Origin of the sequence: Winogradskyella aquimaris (genome assembly GCF_042676105.1) — a bacterium.
GTDB classification, from domain to species: Bacteria; Bacteroidota; Bacteroidia; order Flavobacteriales; family Flavobacteriaceae; genus Winogradskyella; species Winogradskyella aquimaris.
Genome location: NZ_JBHTJQ010000007.1, coordinates 105,896 through 124,849, shown reverse-complemented (window position 1 = coordinate 124,849; position 18,954 = coordinate 105,896). Strand labels below are relative to the sequence as shown.

The window sequence follows — 18,954 nt, the reverse complement described above, 5'->3', positions numbered from 1 at the left end:
TCAACTTTTTTTTAGTGAATTTCATCTGTCATTTCATCTAAAATATTAGCATTAAATCCCATTAATTAGCGTTTTTCAGTGCATTATGTCATTTTTGGTAGGCTATTAACAAATGTCCCAAACATTAAATGAGGCTTTATAATCAAACATTAACCGCGTTGTTTTTGTTTAGTGTTGACTTACTTTTTACATCTCTCAATAAAAGTTACGTAAACCAAAACATTACACTTCGTCTATCAACCGTTAAATGATGAAGCAGTTAATGACATTAACTGTTTGTCTTCTCACTTTCATTGGATTTTCACAAAATGAAAGAATAGACGACCTTACCGTAAAATTAGCATATCAAGAGGCTGATTCTACCAAGGTTGATCTGTCGTTAATGCTCATTGATGAATTATACACCGTTAAGGATTACGATAAAGCGTTGCTTTATGTCAACCAGACTGCAAAACTTTCGGAAAAACTAAATTACACCAAAGGGCTGGCAGAGAGTACCTATTTTAGAGCGTTGATCTACACACAACGCGATGATTATTTTAACGCTATTGACAATTACGATAAGTCTAGAAAATACTACTTGCAAATTAGCGATACTTTAGGTGTTGCCAAAGTGAGCAACAGTATTGGACTTTTAGAAATACAACGTGGCAACTACGCTATAGGACTTCAAAATTCCTTGGCAGCTATTGATGTTTTTGAAAAACAAAACCTTGTCGACGAACTCAGCTCCGCTTATAATAATTTGGCAGAAGCATATTTTAAAACCAATCAGATCGATAAGGCTATAGATTTTAATTTTAAAGCATTGGACGTTGGTAAAAGAATAAATGATAGAAATGGTATTATAGCGTCGACAAAGAACATAGCAGACCTCTACGCGCTTAGAAAGGAACATCGTAAGGCCATTGAATACTACGAGAATGTTCTGGAAATGCTAAACCCAACCAAAGACCAAAACCTTCGAGGTGAAATATTACCAAAGTTAGGTAGCCAATATTTAGAATTTAAAGAATACGACAAAGCTGCAGAATTCTTGGTAGAAGGTCTAAAATACAATAGAAAGCAAGACAACCAAGAAGGTATACTATTAGCGTTAAACGCCATTGGTAACTTAAACTTGCAGAAGCGCAATGTAAAGCTAGCAGAGATTCAACTTAATGAAGCTTACAATATTGCTCAAAAAACTGATAATAAAGCAGCGCTTTTAGAAAATTACAAACTTCATATTGCATTAGACTCAACACGTGGTTATTTTCAAAATGCCTTTTTTTGGCAAAACAAATACTACGATTTAAAGGAAGAAATTGATCAAATTGACCAACCTGATTTCTCTAGCGATACGGATCCGATGGACTTAATTCAAGCCAATTCCATTGAAGAAGAAATGAATAATTTTGAGGAGCAAAACAACAGTAGTGAAAAGAAAACCTGGCTAAACAATCCTTTGGTTTTATATATCGCTCTCGCTGCCACGGCTATTCTACTCACACTTTTGTTACTTTATATTTTAAAAAATAAAGCATATAAAGAAACCTTAATTGAGCAAAAGGAAAAACTAAAGCAAGAACAAATAAGAAATGAAGCCATCTTAGAGCAAACTCACCATCTTGAAGAAGTAAATCAGGTAAAAGACAAGTTGTTTTCTATAGTCTCCCATGATTTAAAAGATTCCATTTCCTCTATAAAGGCGTTTTTAGATTTGTTGAAAGAAGACAGTATTTCTAAAGAAGAATTTAGGGAATTAATACCTGAGCTAAGTGAAAATGCCAATAATGCGTCTTCACTTTTGTTTAATCTATTGAATTGGTCTAAATCGCAAATGCAGAATTTAGAGCCAAATCCGGAGCTATTTAATATTCAGGAGGTATTTCATACTAAAATGGCACTAGTAGAGCAAAAAGTGGAAGACAAACGTATTGTTCTTATTGATGAATCTCAACGTGATTTTGTGTATGCTGATAAAAGCATGGTTGAAATAGTGATTCAAAATTTAATAACCAACGCAGTTAAGTTTAGTCGGACAGGTGATGTGATTACAGTATCCAATCAAGATGTTAATGGCAAAGCCCTAATCTGTGTTGAGGATACAGGTGTTGGTATTTCTGAGGAAAACATCAAAAAACTTTTTAACGCCAATAAAAACTTTACAACTGTTGGTACGAAAAACGAAAAAGGTACTGGACTCGGACTAACCATAGCAAAGGATTTGGTAGAATTGAATAACGGCCGTATATGGGTTGAGAGTACAGAAAATGTTGGCAGCAAATTCTTTATTGAACTCCCTAAATCTGCACCAAAAAGCTAATTAAGCTTTTTGCAAAAATACTTCTGCCATCATACAACGCGCACTTCCTCCGCCACAAGTTTCTATGGTTTCTAATGAGCTTGAAATGATTGGGCAATGCTTCTCCATTCTTCTAACTTGGTCTTGCGTTAAACTATTTCGAGCCGTATCGCTCATTATTAAATAACGCTCATCATCCTTACCTCGAAGTTGCAGCATATTGCCTGCAAACCGATGCATTTGAGCCTCAGAAATAGCAATGATTTCCTTGCCATCCTCTTTTAAATGCGCCACTACATTCTTTCGTTCCTTTTTATCATCAATGCACTCTAAGCAGATGACAGCAAAGGTTTCCGCCAAGCACATCATCACATTGGTATGATATATTGGTAAACGTTTTCCTTCTACGGTTTGATTAGCAACAAAAACAACAGGAGTATATTCAAAATCCTCACAGAACTCAATAAATAAATCTTCATCCGCTCTTGGTGATAATGCACAATAGGCTTTTCTGTTAACTCTATCTAATATAAGACTGCCAGTGCCCTCCAAAAACACACCTTCTTCTTCTGCGGCAGTGTAATCTACAATATTTTCAATCTTAAAACCTTCCTCTTCCAGTCTTAAAAATACTTCGTCTCGTCGTTCCTTTCGTCGGTTTTCGGCAAACATTGGATATATAGCTACGTCGCCATTACTATGAAAACTCACCCAGTTATTAGGGAAAATAGAATCTGGCGTGTCATTCAATTCGTCATCACTTTCTACAATAACATTAATACCTACAGCCCTTAACCTCTTAACGAAGGCATCAAATTCATCCTGCGCCTTAGCATTGATTTCTGCATTTTTTAGATTGGTCTCTTCTTGAAAATAATTGTTTACAGCGGTCTGTTCGTTCATCCTAAAGTTAACAGGACGAATCATTAAAATAGTATCTGTAGTTTGTTGCATTATTCAATTTTTAAAAGTGATACAAAATTAGGATTTTACTTTTTGAAATTTACCTTATTAACACTTTTTACGTTTAAAATCTTTAAGTTTGGATGACCATAATTTTAGACATGAAAAAACTTGTTATTCTACTATTAATACTCACCTCCTGTTCTGAAAAAAGTACAAAATCAGAACAGAAAGATTTTATTACAGTTTTTGAAAAAAGCGAAGGAACTGAAACTGCAACATACGAGGAAACCATTCAGTATTACAAAGATTTAGCTGATAGCTATTCAGCAATTTCAATAAGGGAATATGGCGAAACCGATGCTGGTGAACCTCTACATATTGTCATCTATAATCCAAATGAAAGCCATAATGATTTTGATCTTTTAAGAGAAAAGAACAGAATTATACTTATTAATAATGGCATACATCCCGGAGAATCCGATGGTATTGATGCCACAATGATGCTCTACAGAGATTTAGCTGAAGGTAAGATAGACACACCAAAACAGACCGTTTTAGTAACCATCCCTATTTACAATGTTGGCGGAAGTCTTAATAGAAATTCTGGGACACGTACCAATCAGAACGGTCCTAAAGAATACGGTTTTAGAGGAAATGCTCGAAACTACGATTTAAATCGAGATTTTATAAAATGTGATACCAAAAATGCAAAAACGTTTGCTGAAATTTTTCATGTCGTACAACCCGATGTGTTTATCGATAACCATGTGAGCAATGGTGCAGATTACCAATATACATTAACACATTTGTTTACCCAACACAACAAATTAGGTGGCCGTTTGGGTGCTTATCTTCAATTAGAAATGATGCCTAAATTAGAGCAAAAACTGGCGGATGAGGATTGGGATATCACACCTTATGTGAATGTGTTTAATCGTACTCCCGAGTCTGGTTTTTCGCAATTTTTTGACTCCCCACGCTATTCCACAGGTTATACCACTTTATTCAACACACTAGGCATGATGGTAGAAACGCACATGTTAAAACTTTACAAACAACGTGTAGAAGGCACCTATCAGTTAATGAAAAGCATGATAAAAATTACCGAAGAAGATGGAATAAAAATTGCTGAGCTACGAGAGGCTCAACAAAGTAAATGGAAAGTAGGTGACATCTATCCTATTGCATGGACGGTGGACACCACCAAATCAACAACACTGAAATTTAAAGGCTATGAAGGAGAAATGATTCCTAGTGAATTAACAGGTGCTCAACGCCTAAAGTATGACCGAAGCAAACCTTTTGTTAAAGATGTGGCTTATCAAAACTTTTTTATGCCAACAGATTCGGTGACTATTCCAAGGGCATACATCATTCCACAAGGTTGGCATAATGTTTTAGATTTACTTAAACTGAATAAGGTAGAATTAACTCCGTTTAAAAGAGATACCACCTTTACCGTAGAATCTTATAGAATTGATGATTACAAATCAAGAACATCACCTTACGAAGGGCATTATCTGCATTACAATGTAAAAGTAAAAACCTCTAAAGAAGATATCACCTTTAGACAGGGGGATTATTTGGTAAAAACAGACCAAAAAGCACTACGCTACCTCATTGAAACTTTAGAACCTACTGCACCAGATTCGTTTTTTAACTGGAATTTCTTTGATACCATTTTACAACAAAAAGAAGGATTCTCACCTTATGTTTGGGAAGACAAAGCAAAACAAGTACTTAGAGAAAACCCAAGACTACAAATAGAGTATAACGTTAAAAAAAGTTACAATAAAGACTTTGCTAAGAACTGGTACGCACAACTCGACTGGTTACATAAAAAGAGTAAGCACTACGAAAAAGCACATTTACAATACCCTATTTATAGATTAAATTAAGTTTCTAATATTGGCATAACTATTCTCTAAGGCTTCTTGGGCAGCTTTTTGGTCTAGCCACTCTACCTTTGTGATACCTTCCTTTTCTTGAGGATAGAGCTTACCATCAAATTTGGTTTTCATCTCAAACCAATAGGTAATTTTAATCCTGTGCTTCCCGTTACGTTTAAAGATATGATAAGTCGTGGGCAAAGGTTTGGTAATTTTTAACCCATCAACCCCTGTCTCCTCCTCCACTTCTCTTAAAGCCGTTTCTTCAATGGATTCCTTCCCCTCTATTTTACCTTTTGGTAAATCCCATTTATTATTTCGATATATAAATAAAACCTCATTCTTCGCATTATAGGCCTTACCACCACCTGCTACAACATTTGGTAGCAGTTTTAAAAAATGTTTTAAAAGCTTATCTGGATTATTATGAATTAAATGTACAGCTCTTAAATCCGTACTGTTCAGTATTTTTATAACTTTCCCGATATTAACAGATTTAAGAAGAAACGATTTGAAATCTGTTTCCTTTTCAACTTTGGTAGTTAAAATTATAGGCTTATCACCTACATAAATAGTATACATAGATTGGGTTAGTTATAACTTATCAATTGTAAAAGTATTATTTTTTATCAAACCACTTTTAACTTAGAATCAATTTAAAATTAAAAAAATCATAAAATTCACTAATTTTGCAAAATGATTTTTAACAAAGAAACCGCAAAAAAAACCGCAGAAGTTTTATTGCAAATCAACGCCATAAAACTACAACCTAAAGAGCCCTTCACTTGGGCTTCTGGCTGGAAATCACCAATATATTGTGACAATAGAATTGTCTTATCTTATCCTCTGATAAGAAATTATATTAGGGAGACCATGGCAAAACATATCGAAGCACATTATGGTAAGCCAGATGTTATTGCTGGTGTAGCAACAGGTGCTATTGGTATCGGAGCTTTGGTTGCAGAGTACTTAAACCTTCCGTTTGTTTATGTAAGACCCGAAGCAAAAAAGCATGGTCGCCAAAACCAAATCGAAGGCCATATCGAAAAAGGTCAAACCGTAGTCGTAGTTGAAGATTTAATAAGTACCGGGAAAAGCAGTCTAAATGCTGTAGCAGCATTAAAAGAAGCTAAGGTGAATATAAAAGGTATGGTTGCTATTTTTTCTTATGGTTTTGAAGTCGCAGAAAAAAACTTCAAGGATGCTAAAGTAGAATTGCACACCTTGGGTAATTACGAAAATCTTTTAGAACAAGCCCTTGACACCAACTACATAACACAAGCAGAACAAGACATTTTAGCACAATGGAATGCCAATCCTAGTGAATGGAACGCTGTTTGATGACACATTGTAAAAATATATTTAAATGAACTTAGAATCACCTAAAGTAACTATAGATAAATCGGCAGAAGAAACATTTAACTTTTTAGCAGATGTAAAGAATTTTGAACGTTTAATGCCAGAGAACATCAGCAAGTTCGAAGTACTCGAAGAAGATAAATTCCTTTTTGCTTTAAAAGGTATGCCTGAAATAGTACTTAAGAAAAAAGAAGCGATTTCACCTAATAAAATCGTTTTGGGTGCAGCAGGAGGAAAGTTAGATTTTTCACTTGTTGGCCATATTACAGAACTAGAAGAACACAAAAGCGAGGTTCAGTTAGCATTCAACGGAGAATTCAATGCTATGATGGCGATGATGATCAAAGGACCCATCAGTAAATTTATTGAGACCTTGGCAACAAACATGAAAACTACTGTTTAATATAGTAGGGCAATCTCTTTTAAATCAAAGGTTTTTATAATATCATCCTCTGTCCAGATACTGAGTTTGCCAGAATCTGTTACTCCTTTTATTATACCCGAAAAGGTATCAGCGTTATGGTTTTGAAATGTTGATGGTTTATCTTTCCTAAATAACAGTGACTCGTATTTCGATTTTATTTCCGAATAGCTTTTAGCTTCAAGAAGCGCAAAATAAGTTTGAAGTTCGGTCAATAGAGCTGATAAGATTTCATCTTTATTGTATACAATTCCCGTAATCAAACTCATAGAAGATGCTTTGGGTAATTTTTCAAAATATTTTTGGTTTACATTCAATCCAAAGCCAATGATAGAGCCTTTGAGTTGATTTTGCTTAACTACATTTTCTATGAGCGTACCACAAATCTTTTTGTTTGCTGACAAAATGTCGTTAGGCCATTTTATGCTCAATTTTGGTATTTTTAGCTTGTCGAGAGCGCTACAAATCGCTATAGCAACTACCATACTAATGTAAAACTGCCTCTCAACTTCTAATGTAGCTATGTCTTTAAAGACACTAACCGTCAGGTTTTTACCATCCATTGTTTGCCATGTTGTACCCATTTGGCCTCTTCCACTTGTTTGATGGTTGGCAACAACAACGGTAAAATCCTTAGGCAGGTTTACTGAAGTCAAACCTTTAAGGTAACTGTTGGTAGAGTCAATGGCATCAAGTTTGATAATGTACATATTAAAAGGAGTCTATTTTTATAGTTTTCTTATGACAAATAGCGTTTACAAGAACTAAAAAAATAATAACTTTGCATAAATTTAATTCAATTTAATGACGAAAGAAAAAACTAGTGCAGACCAACTCATTACAACAATCATTGCTGGAATAGAAGAGGTTAAAGGAAAAGAAATTACAATTTTAGATTTAAGAGATATTGAAAATACGGTTTGTGATTATTTTATAGTTTGTGAAGGTACTTCTAATACACAAGTTAACGCAATCGTCAATTCCATACAAAAGCTAGTAAGCAAAACCACCAAAGACAAACCTTGGCATGTAGAAGGCACAGATAATGCTGAGTGGGTCTTGATGGATTATGTAAATGTCGTAGTACACGTATTTCAAAAACATATACGTGAGTACTATGACATAGAAAGTCTATGGGGAGACGCTAAAATGACACAAATAGAAACAAGTTACTAAAAGAGAAAGGCTAATAATGGCAAACGACAATAAAAATTCAAATAAAAAACCTAAAGTTAATCCATATTGGATTTATGGGGTAATCATCGCTATATTTTTATCAATTCAATTATTCTCAGGTGGATTTGGAAGTTCTACAGGAATGCAGATTAATCCTTCCCAATTCCTTGAATATTTAGACAGAGGTGATATAGCCAAAGTAGAAATTGTAAATAAGCGTGAGGCACGCGTCTATTTAACAAAAGAAGCGCAGCAGCTTGAAGTGCATAAAAAATCGAAGCCTAATACAATTTTACCTTCCGTTACTGCGGCACCTAACTACAAATTTGAGTTTGGTGATTTACAGAATTTCGAAAAAGACATTAAACAAAGTATTGATGACAACAATCTCAATACGGTTGTTGAATACGAAACAGAACAAAATGTTTGGGGAGATTTCTTACTCACACTTTTACCATTCATACTTATTATTGCGGTTTGGATCTTTATCATGAGACGTATGTCGTCTGGTGCCGGTGGAGGTGCTGGCGGACAGATTTTTAACATTGGAAAATCAAAAGCCAAACTTTTTGATGAAAAATCAGACACTAAGACATCGTTTAAAGATGTTGCAGGTTTGGAAGGAGCAAAAGAAGAAGTCCAAGAGATCGTAGACTTTTTAAAGTTCCCAGAAAAATACACATCACTTGGAGGTAAAATTCCCAAGGGTGCATTACTTGTAGGCCCTCCAGGAACTGGTAAGACGTTACTAGCAAAAGCAGTTGCTGGTGAAGCAAAAGTTCCGTTTTTCTCCTTATCAGGTTCTGATTTTGTTGAAATGTTTGTGGGTGTAGGTGCATCTCGTGTTAGAGACTTATTTAAGCAAGCCAAAGAAAAATCACCATCAATTATCTTTATCGATGAAATTGATGCAATTGGTAGAGCAAGAGGTAAAAACAATTTCTCTGGTTCTAATGACGAAAGAGAGAACACCCTTAATCAGTTATTGACAGAAATGGATGGTTTTGGCACAAACACCAATGTAATTGTACTGGCAGCTACGAACCGAGCAGATGTTTTGGATAGTGCACTTATGCGTGCTGGACGTTTTGATAGACAGATTTACGTTGATCTTCCAGACGTTAGAGAACGTAAAGAAATTTTTGAAGTACACCTTCGTCCACTTAAAAAGGAAGAAACGTTAGACGTTGATTTCTTGGCAAAGCAAACCCCTGGATTTTCTGGAGCAGATATAGCCAACGTTTGTAATGAAGCTGCACTAATTGCAGCCAGAAAAGGCAAAAAAGCAGTTAATAAACAGGATTTCTTAGATGCTGTAGACCGTATCATTGGAGGTTTAGAGAAAAAGAATAAAATTATAACACCTGAAGAAAAGCGTGCTGTAGCCTTCCATGAAGCTGGACACGCCACTGTGAGTTGGATGTTAGAACATGCGGCACCTCTAGTAAAAGTTACTATAGTTCCTAGAGGACGTTCGCTTGGTGCGGCTTGGTATTTACCTGAGGAACGCTTAATTGTAAGACCAGAGCAAATGCTTGACGAAATGTGTGCTGCCTTGGGTGGTCGCGCTGCTGAGCAAGTGATTTTTGGTAAAATATCTACTGGTGCACTTAGTGACCTAGAAAAAGTGACCAAGCAAGCGCGTGCCATGGTTACGGTTTACGGACTGAGTGACAAAGTAGGTCATCTCACGTACTACGACTCATCAGGTCAATCTGAATATGGATTCACAAAACCTTACAGTGAGCAAACTGCAGAACTTATTGATAAAGAGATCTCGGAAATCATAGAGAAGCAATACGAAAGAGCTGTAAAACTTCTTGAGGACAATAAAGATAAACTTACCGAACTAGCAGAAGTGTTGTTGGATAAAGAGGTTATTTTTAAAGATAATCTTGAAAAAATCTTTGGTAAGCGTGCTTTTGACAAAGAGGAAGCTATTATTGAAGAAGAGGAATAATCCATTGTATAATCATATAAAAAGCTTAAATTGACTTCTTGTTAGTTTAAGTTTTTTTATATTTGAGAAAACGCACTAACCTAGGATTAATAGTAGCAGTGAATGAGCTTATTTCGTAAACTCTTCGGAAAAAAATCAAATCCATCCGAAGAACAAATACCAAATCAAGAGCGAGGCAAGTATATGCCCGAAATTAAGTTGCCTGCTGATGAACGTTTTACCATAAACTTCAAAGCAAATGGTGGCAAGTTCTTGTATTGCGAAAATATGGATGAGGTCAAAGAAAGCCTAAATGCAATTTTAGATGAGAACCAGTGGCATGATGATAAGGTTTTTGTAATTGATGAGAGACTTTTAAACCTTTTTAAGGATTTTAATCTCAACAGTACAAATAAGATCTCAGAGAGCAAATATTTTTTATCTACCTGTGAATATCTTATCTCAGACGATGGTTCTCTTTTGATATCTTCTAACCAAATAGCCGAAAAAAAACTAAAAGAGCTACCTGAGCATTTTATTATTTACGCTACAACCAGTCAGTTTGTAGAAAATATTGGTGAAGGGCTAAAAGGAATAAAGGCCAAAAGCAAATCTAAAATCCCTACTAATATTACCACAATAAAGCATTTTAAAACTGCCGACGATAAAGATTTCCTTACCTATGGTAGTAGTGCAAAAGATTTATACCTACTTCTTTTAGAAGACTTGTAATGAAAGAATTATCTATAAGAGCTATTTCTGGCACTATATATGTACTACTACTCATTGGATCCCTTTATACGCAAAACGCGCTTACGGCGCTCCTTTTAGTATTTGGAATACTAAGCTTAGTTGAATTTAGCAAACTAATAAATCTTAAGTCTTTTGCCCAATATATTATTTTCATAATTCTCTTTGGTATTTTTTGGTATTTATGCCTTTGGAATTTTAAATCTGCTGGTAGTGATGAGGCGATTCAGATTTTATTAGTGACCACCATATTCGTAAATCTTATTCTTTTAAAAGACTTATTTACAACAAAACGAATTCCCATTTTCAGCTCAAAAAGCTTTATTGTAACTACTTTTTACCTCACTAGTGGCTTTATTTTTATGCTACTCATAGCAAACTATAAAAACGAATTCACACCACTTTTATTATTGGGAAGCTTTATTCTTATCTGGGTGAATGATAGTGCTGCTTATTTAGTTGGCAAAAATTTTGGGAAGCAAAAGTTATTTCCTAGTATTTCTCCTAAAAAAACGGTAGAAGGATTTCTTGGCGGATTATTTTTTGCGTGCATAGCGAGTTACTTTATCACAAAATATACTGAAACCTTAAGCTTTACAAGTTGGCTTATAATGGCTATTATTGTGAGTGTTTTAGGTACATTTGGAGATTTAATAGAATCCAAATTTAAACGTCAGGCAGGCGTAAAGGACAGTGGAGTTATCATGCCTGGGCATGGAGGCCTTTTAGACCGCCTGGATAGCATTATTTTTGCGTCACCATTTATATATTTATTTTTAAGAATATTAAGCTATGTTTCATAAAGAGGGTCATAAAATCATATTCATCACTTTAGTCTTTGTGGTGAGTTCATTTTTTTTAATTGATGAATTCATTACCAATGAATGGATTAGAAAAGGCTTAATGATTGCCATTCTTATCTTTTTTCTTTTGATTCTCCAGTTTTTCAGAAATCCAAAGCGACATACTCATATAAACGAAAAGCATGCGCTTTCGCCAGTTGATGGTAAGGTTGTTGTGATTGAAGAGGTCATGGAGAATGAAGTTTTCAAAGATAAGCGTATACAGGTTTCTGTTTTTATGTCTCCCATAAATGTGCACGTTACTAGATATCCTATAAGTGGGAATATAAGCTTTAGTAAATATCATCCTGGTAAATATTTGGTAGCATGGCATCCAAAAGCTAGTGAAGAAAACGAGCGAACTACAGTTGTTGTTGAAAATCAAAGTTTTGGCAAAGTACTTTATCGTCAAATAGCAGGTGCATTGGCCAAACGAATTGTTAATTACGCTATGGTTAACTCAAAGGCAATACAAGGTGAAGACTCAGGATTTATTAAATTTGGCTCTAGAGTAGATTTATTTTTACCTTTAGAAGCCGAGATCAAGGTTAAGCTCAACCAAAAAGTAAAAGGAGGAGAAAGTATTATTGCCGAAATGAAATAAATGACATCCGCTGAACTAAATAAAGAGTTTGAAGATGCTGTAGAGCGCATAAACGCACATACAGAGCCATTTCCTGCCGACTTTTTACTTCGTTTATATGCCTATTACAAAAAAGCCACAAATGATTATGGCAGACCGAGTAGCCGTAAACCCATCATCAATGCCTTTAAGACCAATGCGCTTTTTCAAGTTCAGGATATTAGTCCTGATGAAGCCAAAAGAGAATATATTAGCTTAGTAAATAAGTATTTCTTATACAGGAAATAGTTAGAAAATAGTAAAGGATGCATTAATTGCAAAGCCTTTCATATTCACCTGATAGTCATCACTTAAACTTAGGCCTAACGAGTAGTAATTTATATCCAATGCATATTTTTCTAGGAAAGTTAATCCAATACCCAAAGAGCCACCTGAATTACTTTCCTTTCCTCGGTTTGCTCTTGAAACTAAACTATATGGCCTTGAAGAAGTAGCTACATCATTTATTTGTGTACTATAATCAGACGCTAACACAAAATTCTGTGAATAGCTCACATGCACATAGATTTCTAAATTTCCACTTACATCAAAATAATGTCTAATCCCTACAGGAACTTGCATGAATGAATATGACAGACTGGAGAATACTTCTGCATTAGTAACATTAGGTTCTGAGAAACTTTCCTTTCCCTCTATTTTAGATACACTATGAAATGCTGGGGATAAAAACACACTCCAATTATTTTGACCAAATGGCAAACGTGCCTCCAATTCTATACCAAAGAAAAAATTATTTTTTACTTTATAATCTTTCACACCATCAAATGTCTTAACCACATCTTCTCCTTCTGGATTACCAGAAAAAGGTGGTATAGTATAAGAAAGCACATAAGAATTTGCATTATTGTTGATGAGGCTAGAGTTTAAATTCATTCCTCCCCTAACCTTTAATCTTAATTTAGGTTTTGTTCTTTTGCTATGCAAATTAATATAGTCAGATCCAGAGCAATTATTATATTCAGAAAAGAAGTCTGATAAGTTAGTACTATTATATCTTAAACTAGAATAATCCTTTACAGTAAACTCCTTACATTTAAAATTATCAAAAAGTTGTCTCTTAAACTTTGCATTCTCTCTTACAATATTATTTTCATCAACTGTTTTCTTATAATCTAAAAAAACCAACTCATCTTCACTTTCATAAAAAAAATAATATCTGCCATTATTATGAAATTCCAATAAGTCAACATGACCATCAACCAAGACTCTAAGTAATACTGAGTCAGTTTCTAACTGCATTTCTTCATAAAATGATCCAACGATATTCTTACTAATTGTATATCTTTTAAAAAAATTATCGGTCCCTAAGATTCTAAACTCTTTTAGTTGATTAAACAATAACGTTTCTTCTGATGAACTATCATTTAGTTTATAAGTCAAATAAGTTGGACTTTTTTTCCAATCATTATTTTTAATGAGACATTCAAACTTATTATTAGAGTTATCAATTATATACCCTTTTTGAAAATCAACTTGAGCATTTGTAACAATAGTAAATAAAAAGAAAATAATTATTTGAGGCTTCATATCAGTAATTTTTAAGGCCCAAAAATATTACTTCTTAGCAAAAAAAAAAGCAATTTACCCTGAATTAATCTAAATTTAATTAGATATAAGACCCCCAATTTTAAATTTGTTTAAAAGAAACTTGTCAAATAATAGATCCTTATCTAGAAATCGAAATTTGTATTTAGTAGTTAAAGCAGAAACTACTTTGTTCAAAATGCAATTAGAAATTTGAACTGGATACCTTCGGTAGGTTTAACCCTTGTTGCAAGATGACTACTCCCATTGCAATTAACCAAACCACCTTAACATGAAAGAGCGGCTTATAAACTTCAAAATTATCCGGTATACTAAGAATTATTCCCATAGCGGCCAATCCTAAAAGTAAGGTAAACCATCCTAACCACTTGCTTACGATATGCCATTTTAAGAAAGCAAATCCCAGTAATACCAATCCAACACCAGAAAATATTCTACCAAAACGAATAAAACAGGTTACATACTGGTTGGTAAACAAAATATCATTCATGAATGCGTTGATTTCTGCAGCTGTCATACCAGCTGTTTGACCAACTCCCCAAGCACCAAAATTATAGTAGTAGGCATTTGCAATGGCCAAAGAAAATGTCCCAATTATAACCATTCCAGAGCCTGGTAAAATAAGAACTCTAAACGGTTTTCTTGCTGTAACAGAAACCAAGGCAAATAAAGCAATACCCATAGTTACCCAACCAAATATATGAACGCGATACATCCAAATCCAAGTCCAAACATTCTCACCTATAGCTTCAAAATCTGAAGCTTTGATATACTCTCCTATATGATGTGGCGATAACGCCCATCCTAACCATAATAAAAGGGCTCCTAATATAAATGCCCAACCTGTAAATCTAGTTTCAAAATCTTTTTGGATTTGTTTCATGATCGTATTCTTTTTTCTATTTAACAAATCAAGTTATATATACAACCTTTAATTTTATGTAACAATTGTTACATAGATGATCATATTGATATGATTATCTTTCAAATTAAAGAGGTATTTTTAGCTTGTGACAGTAAGAGTATATGACAAATAACCAAAATTATATCATTACTAGACTAACCGCATTATGGGCATTAAATGAATGCGGTTTGGGAGGGTTTATGCATGCTTTAGGATCACCATTTACAGGTATTTTAGTTGGAGGTATTTCTGTTTTACTAATCACCCTTATTGCCTCAAATAGCCGTAATATCAAGAATTCAATAATAAAGGCGTTGTGCATCGTTTTATTAGTGAAATTAAGTGTTAGTCCACACTCACCTGTAACAGCTTATTTTGCCGTTTCTTTTCAAGCATTTTTAGGCATTATTTTATACAGTTTATTTTCCATCAATCAATTGACTGTTATAGGTTTAAGCATGCTAACCTTTTTTGAATCTGCGGTACAAAAAATTTTTACGCTAACTGTCATTTATGGAAGATCATTATGGTTGGCTATAGACACTTATCTAGACTGGATAACTTCCAATTTTAATATAACGTCATTAAACGTATCTTCAAGTTTCTTGGCTATTACTTATATATCATTCTATGTTCTTTCTGGTTTAATAATAGGTATCATAATTGTAAAAATTATTAAATCTATTGATACAATAGATCCTAAAAAGTTAGATTTTAAACCTATTAATGAGGCAACTAATAGTAGAGCTCGAAAACGGTCTAAACTTCCTACCAGATTAGCGATATTTTGGTTCATCACTATTTTAATTATTCTCTTACCGCTATTCTTTTTTAGTGGTCAAGACTTTGGCTGGAAAGCTGGGTTTTACATTATAGCTAGAAGTTTAGTTATTATCGGATTATGGTACATGGTACTTGCACCAATTATCATGAAAGGTATTAACAACTTTTTAGGCAAACGTGAAACAAAATATAAAGCAGAAATTAATGAAGTTCTCAAGCTTTTACCCTATCTAAAGTCTATAATAGGCTATGCTTGGCAGGATAGTAAATCTTTAAAAGGAATCAATAGAGTCCAGAGTTTTTTGGCTAAAAGTATTGTTTACAGTATTCATTATAAACCTTCCAATCATTGATCTATATAGTTTCTGGTAAAATTGAATCTGGCAAAAGTTCGTTTCTCCATAGTTGGATAGAAAATAAATCCAATATAGGAGGCATACTTTGCCTTAAAGATTCAGCCAGTAAGAGACATATCTATGACATTAAATCAAAAGACATATTTAAAATCCAGACAAATAAAGCTGACGAATCCAGTATAGCAGTGGGTCGCTTTCATTTTTTAAAATCTGCCTTTCAAAGAGCAAACTCAATACTTAAAGCAGCTTGTACTAGCCAGGACTCTGGATACATAATAATCGATGAGCTTGGTAAATTAGAACTGAAGGATTCTGGTTTACATGAATCTGCTAAACTTATAATAGAAAAAACCAGAAATAATAAGGCCTTACACAGTATTCTTGTTATTAGAACATCGTTATTAGACACTGTAATAAAACATTATAAAATTACACACTACCTGACATTAAAATAGCACATCAATAGATGTGGAATAGAAATGTAACATTGGTTACATAGCATTTAGTACAAAAAATGTAATTTGTATGATTACAATACCAATACTTTAAAATTTTGAAAAGAAGAGATTTTGTAAAAAAAGGAACCTTAGGATCTATAGCTGCCTTAATTGGTGCAGAAGTGGTTTTTGGTTCTAAAATGCCTGCGAATTACACACCTTTAGCTATTCAAGATCCTGACCCATACAAACTCTTTAATAAACATAAAGATATGGTTGTCTTGAACGATAGACCATGGAACATTGAAGCTCAGGCACATCTATTGGATGATAAAGTGACTCCTAATTCATCAATGTTTATAAGAAATAATGGCTTAGTACCAGAAGGTATTGATGCCAAAACTTGGACGCTCACCATAGATGGTGAATCCGTTAAAGAAAAAAAAGCTTATACGCTTGATGAGTTAAAATCAAAATTTAAGAAGCATACTTACCAACTTACCATTGAGTGTGGTGGTAATGGCCGAGCCGAATTTGATCCACCTGCAAAAGGTAATCAGTGGACAGTTGGTGCTGTTCATTGCGCATCTTGGAGTGGAGTTAGGCTTCGTGATGTTTTAGAAGATGCAGGCATTAAAAATGATGCCGTTTACATTGGTTATCACGCAGTAGATCAACATCTCAGTAGAGACCCAAAAAAAGAACCTATATCAAGAGGTTGCCCAATGTCTAAAGCCCTTCAAGACGAAACCTTATTAGCCTATGAAATGAATGGTAAAGAAATACCATTAATTCATGGTTACCCGCTTCGACTAGTAGCCGGTGGTTGGCCGGCTTCTGTTTCTGGTAAATGGATTAACAGAATAAGTATAAGAGATAAAGTTCATGATGGCCCAAAAATGACGGGTTCAGCATACCGAGTTCCTTGTGAAACAGTCGCACCGGGAGAAAAAGTGAAGGATGAAGATATGTGTATTATTGAATCTATGCCTGTTAAATCATTAATTACATATCCAAAGTCCGGAGCCATAATCAATGATGGAAAAACACTGAACATAAGAGGTCATGCTTGGGCTGGCGAATTAGAAGTTAAAAAAATGGAGTATTCTATTGATTTTGGTTCTACATGGACCACTTGTGAGGTAGAACCACCTGTGAACAGACTGGCTTGGCAACATTTTAAGGCTTCGATAAATTTCCCTAAAAAGGGATATTATGAGGTTTGGGCAAAAGCAACAGACTCTAATGGAGTAGCACAACCTATGCTTTTACCAGGATGGAATCCAAAAGGATATCTCAATAACGCATGTCATCGTATTGCAGTTAAAGTTAAATAATGGACAAGGAAAACACATTTAGCAATCAAGTAAAATCGCTACACCAAACTCTTTTCATGTTATTGGTGCTTTTTATAGTTGCTAGTGGTGGCCTCTTATATTATGCAAATAATCCTGATGTCTTTAGGAATACATCTCAAGATATGGTTAGTGTGCCAGAAATAGAAGATGAGGATCGAATTGAAAATGGCATTCATGTAAGAACAGGTTTAGTAGATGCAGAAGGTTTAATGGTTGTAGTAAATAATTGTACCAATTGCCATTCAGCTAAATTAGTCACACAAAATAGGATGACAAAAGAGAGATGGAATGCTACCATAAAGTGGATGCAGGAAACTCAAAATTTGTGGGATTTAGGTGGAAACCAAGAAATTATTGTGAATTATTTGGTTACTAATTATCCACCCAAATCAAAAGGAAGACGCATGAGTTTAACCAATATAGAATGGTATGAATTGGAAGATTAATATTATTCTAATTGTAGTTTTATTTTGGTCTTGCCAAGATGTAAAAGTGACCAAAGCAAATGATTTGGAAATTGGTTCTATAATAGATGTTAGCACCTTAAAAAAATATTTGGATGAACCTCAAGTAAAATTAATTGATTTTAGGAAAAAAGAGGACTACAGAAAAGGCCATATCCCAGGAGCTATAAACCTATGGCGTACAGATATTGAAGACGCATCTTTTCCTTATGGTGGAATGATGGCGAGTAGACAACAGATAGAATCTTTGTTTCAAAACCTTGGAATTAATTCAGAAGATACCATTATTGTTTATGATGACAGAGGTATGTGCGAGTCAGCAAGGCTTTGGTGGGTTTTAAAAAATTATAATTTCAAAAATATTAAGCTTTTAAATGGTGGTATTTCGGCCTGGATGGAAATTAAAGGAAGTTTAGATACCCTTACACCTGTCTTAAAACCAACAGTTTTTAAGCTAACTGAAAACCACGGTATGGAACATTACATATCTAAAGAAAACCTCTTGAGATCCTTGGGTACAAACGTGACCATTATAGATACAAGATCTGAAGATGAATTTTCAGGAAAATTGCTTAAAAACGGAGCAAAACGTGCTGGTCGAATCCCAGGAAGCATTCATCTAGATTGGGCCAATTCCATTGATTATCATGGTAGTAAAAAGCTAAAATCTTATGATGATATAGAGTTAATTTATAATAAACTAAATATAAAAAAAACCGATTCCATAATTTTGTATTGCCATAGTGGCGTGCGTTCTGCACATACCACTTTTGTTTTATCTGAATTACTGGGATATGAAAATGTAATGAACTATGATGGGTCATGGACAGAATGGAGTCATTTTGATGACTTACCGATAGAGAATGACCATATCACAAAAACTAAGAATTAAAAC

Annotated in this window: 20 protein-coding genes; 15 read left to right on the top strand and 5 right to left on the bottom strand. The window is 34.2% G+C overall.

Annotated elements, in window-relative coordinates:
- Positions 1 to 262: 262 nt before the first annotated feature.
- Positions 263 to 2,308: a tetratricopeptide repeat-containing sensor histidine kinase gene (locus tag ACFQ1K_RS06330; RefSeq protein WP_386133969.1), complete on the top strand. Its 2,046-nt coding sequence runs from the start codon at positions 263 to 265 to the stop codon at positions 2,306 to 2,308.
- On the opposite strand, the gene ctlX is transcribed toward ACFQ1K_RS06330, so the two are convergent.
- Positions 2,309 to 3,241, bottom strand: coding sequence for a citrulline utilization hydrolase CtlX (gene ctlX / locus ACFQ1K_RS06325; protein ID WP_320555884.1), 933 nt, complete (start codon positions 3,239 to 3,241; stop codon positions 2,309 to 2,311). It lies immediately after the preceding gene.
- A gap of 110 nt (positions 3,242 to 3,351) precedes the next feature.
- Here ctlX and ACFQ1K_RS06320 point away from each other — a divergent pair, with 110 nt between their 5' ends.
- Positions 3,352 to 5,091 carry a M14 family metallopeptidase gene (locus ACFQ1K_RS06320; protein ID WP_320555883.1) on the top strand — a complete coding sequence of 580 codons (1,740 nt, stop codon included), beginning with the start codon at positions 3,352 to 3,354 and terminating at the stop codon, positions 5,089 to 5,091.
- On the opposite strand, the gene ACFQ1K_RS06315 is transcribed toward ACFQ1K_RS06320, so the two are convergent.
- On the bottom strand, positions 5,083 to 5,664 hold the full coding sequence (locus ACFQ1K_RS06315) for an NUDIX hydrolase (RefSeq protein ID WP_320555882.1): 582 nt from the start codon (positions 5,662 to 5,664) through the stop codon (positions 5,083 to 5,085). The genes ACFQ1K_RS06320 and ACFQ1K_RS06315 overlap by 9 nt on opposite strands.
- A 114-nt stretch (positions 5,665 to 5,778) precedes the next feature.
- On the opposite strand from ACFQ1K_RS06315, the gene pyrE reads away from it, so the two are divergent.
- Both pyrE and ACFQ1K_RS06305 read left to right on the top strand, forming a co-directional pair.
- A complete protein-coding gene (gene pyrE / locus ACFQ1K_RS06310) occupies positions 5,779 to 6,423 on the top strand; it encodes an orotate phosphoribosyltransferase (protein WP_320555881.1) in 645 nt (214 codons plus the stop codon).
- 25 nt (positions 6,424 to 6,448) lie between these two features.
- Entirely contained in the window at positions 6,449 to 6,844 is a 396-nt protein-coding gene (locus tag ACFQ1K_RS06305; protein ID WP_320555880.1) for an SRPBCC family protein, read from the top strand.
- Here ACFQ1K_RS06305 and ACFQ1K_RS06300 read toward each other — a convergent pair.
- Positions 6,841 to 7,572 (bottom strand): biotin--[acetyl-CoA-carboxylase] ligase, encoded by a 732-nt coding sequence (locus ACFQ1K_RS06300; RefSeq protein ID WP_320555879.1) that lies wholly within the window; start codon positions 7,570 to 7,572, stop codon positions 6,841 to 6,843. The genes ACFQ1K_RS06305 and ACFQ1K_RS06300 overlap by 4 nt on opposite strands.
- A 94-nt stretch (positions 7,573 to 7,666) precedes the next feature.
- Here ACFQ1K_RS06300 and rsfS point away from each other — a divergent pair, with 94 nt between their 5' ends.
- The 6 genes from rsfS (at position 7,667) to ACFQ1K_RS06270 (ending at position 12,440) form a co-directional block, all read left to right on the top strand.
- Positions 7,667 to 8,038 (top strand): ribosome silencing factor, encoded by a 372-nt coding sequence (gene rsfS, locus ACFQ1K_RS06295; RefSeq protein ID WP_243471111.1) that lies wholly within the window; start codon positions 7,667 to 7,669, stop codon positions 8,036 to 8,038.
- Positions 8,039 to 8,054: 16 nt separating this feature from the next.
- Positions 8,055 to 9,998: an ATP-dependent zinc metalloprotease FtsH gene (ftsH, locus tag ACFQ1K_RS06290; protein ID WP_320555878.1), complete on the top strand. Its 1,944-nt coding sequence runs from the start codon at positions 8,055 to 8,057 to the stop codon at positions 9,996 to 9,998.
- Between the two features lie 102 nt (positions 9,999 to 10,100).
- A complete protein-coding gene (locus tag ACFQ1K_RS06285) occupies positions 10,101 to 10,709 on the top strand; it encodes an LUD domain-containing protein (protein ID WP_320555877.1) in 609 nt (202 codons plus the stop codon).
- Positions 10,709 to 11,530 carry a phosphatidate cytidylyltransferase gene (locus tag ACFQ1K_RS06280; protein WP_320555876.1) on the top strand — a complete coding sequence of 274 codons (822 nt, stop codon included), beginning with the start codon at positions 10,709 to 10,711 and terminating at the stop codon, positions 11,528 to 11,530. Before ACFQ1K_RS06285 ends, ACFQ1K_RS06280 begins: the two co-directional genes overlap by 1 nt.
- Entirely contained in the window at positions 11,520 to 12,173 is a 654-nt protein-coding gene (locus tag ACFQ1K_RS06275) for a phosphatidylserine decarboxylase family protein (RefSeq protein ID WP_320555875.1), read from the top strand. Before ACFQ1K_RS06280 ends, ACFQ1K_RS06275 begins: the two co-directional genes overlap by 11 nt.
- Entirely contained in the window at positions 12,174 to 12,440 is a 267-nt protein-coding gene (locus tag ACFQ1K_RS06270) for an acyl-CoA-binding protein (protein WP_320555874.1), read from the top strand.
- On the opposite strand, the gene ACFQ1K_RS06265 is transcribed toward ACFQ1K_RS06270, so the two are convergent.
- Positions 12,441 to 13,739, bottom strand: a complete 1,299-nt coding sequence (locus ACFQ1K_RS06265) for a hypothetical protein (RefSeq protein ID WP_320555873.1) — start codon at positions 13,737 to 13,739, stop codon at positions 12,441 to 12,443. It abuts the gene before it with no gap.
- 202 nt (positions 13,740 to 13,941) lie between these two features.
- Positions 13,942 to 14,640, bottom strand: coding sequence for a hypothetical protein (locus tag ACFQ1K_RS06260; RefSeq protein WP_320555872.1), 699 nt, complete (start codon positions 14,638 to 14,640; stop codon positions 13,942 to 13,944).
- 143 nt (positions 14,641 to 14,783) lie between these two features.
- On the opposite strand from ACFQ1K_RS06260, the gene ACFQ1K_RS06255 reads away from it, so the two are divergent.
- The 5 genes from ACFQ1K_RS06255 to ACFQ1K_RS06235 all read left to right on the top strand — a co-directional run bounded on the left by ACFQ1K_RS06255 (position 14,784) and on the right by ACFQ1K_RS06235 (position 18,951).
- Positions 14,784 to 15,797 (top strand): hypothetical protein, encoded by a 1,014-nt coding sequence (locus ACFQ1K_RS06255; protein ID WP_320555871.1) that lies wholly within the window; start codon positions 14,784 to 14,786, stop codon positions 15,795 to 15,797.
- The gene (locus ACFQ1K_RS06250) at positions 15,794 to 16,255 is read left to right on the top strand and encodes a nucleoside-triphosphatase (protein WP_320555870.1); all 462 of its coding nucleotides are present in this window, start codon (positions 15,794 to 15,796) and stop codon (positions 16,253 to 16,255) included. The genes ACFQ1K_RS06255 and ACFQ1K_RS06250 overlap by 4 nt, the downstream gene beginning before the upstream one ends.
- A gap of 98 nt (positions 16,256 to 16,353) precedes the next feature.
- Entirely contained in the window at positions 16,354 to 17,574 is a 1,221-nt protein-coding gene (locus ACFQ1K_RS06245) for a sulfite oxidase (protein WP_320555869.1), read from the top strand.
- Positions 17,574 to 18,041 (top strand): monoheme cytochrome C, encoded by a 468-nt coding sequence (locus ACFQ1K_RS06240; RefSeq protein ID WP_320555868.1) that lies wholly within the window; start codon positions 17,574 to 17,576, stop codon positions 18,039 to 18,041. The genes ACFQ1K_RS06245 and ACFQ1K_RS06240 overlap by 1 nt, the downstream gene beginning before the upstream one ends.
- A complete protein-coding gene (locus ACFQ1K_RS06235) occupies positions 18,025 to 18,951 on the top strand; it encodes a sulfurtransferase (RefSeq protein WP_320555867.1) in 927 nt (308 codons plus the stop codon). Before ACFQ1K_RS06240 ends, ACFQ1K_RS06235 begins: the two co-directional genes overlap by 17 nt.
- The last annotated feature ends 3 nt before the right edge of the window (positions 18,952 to 18,954 follow it).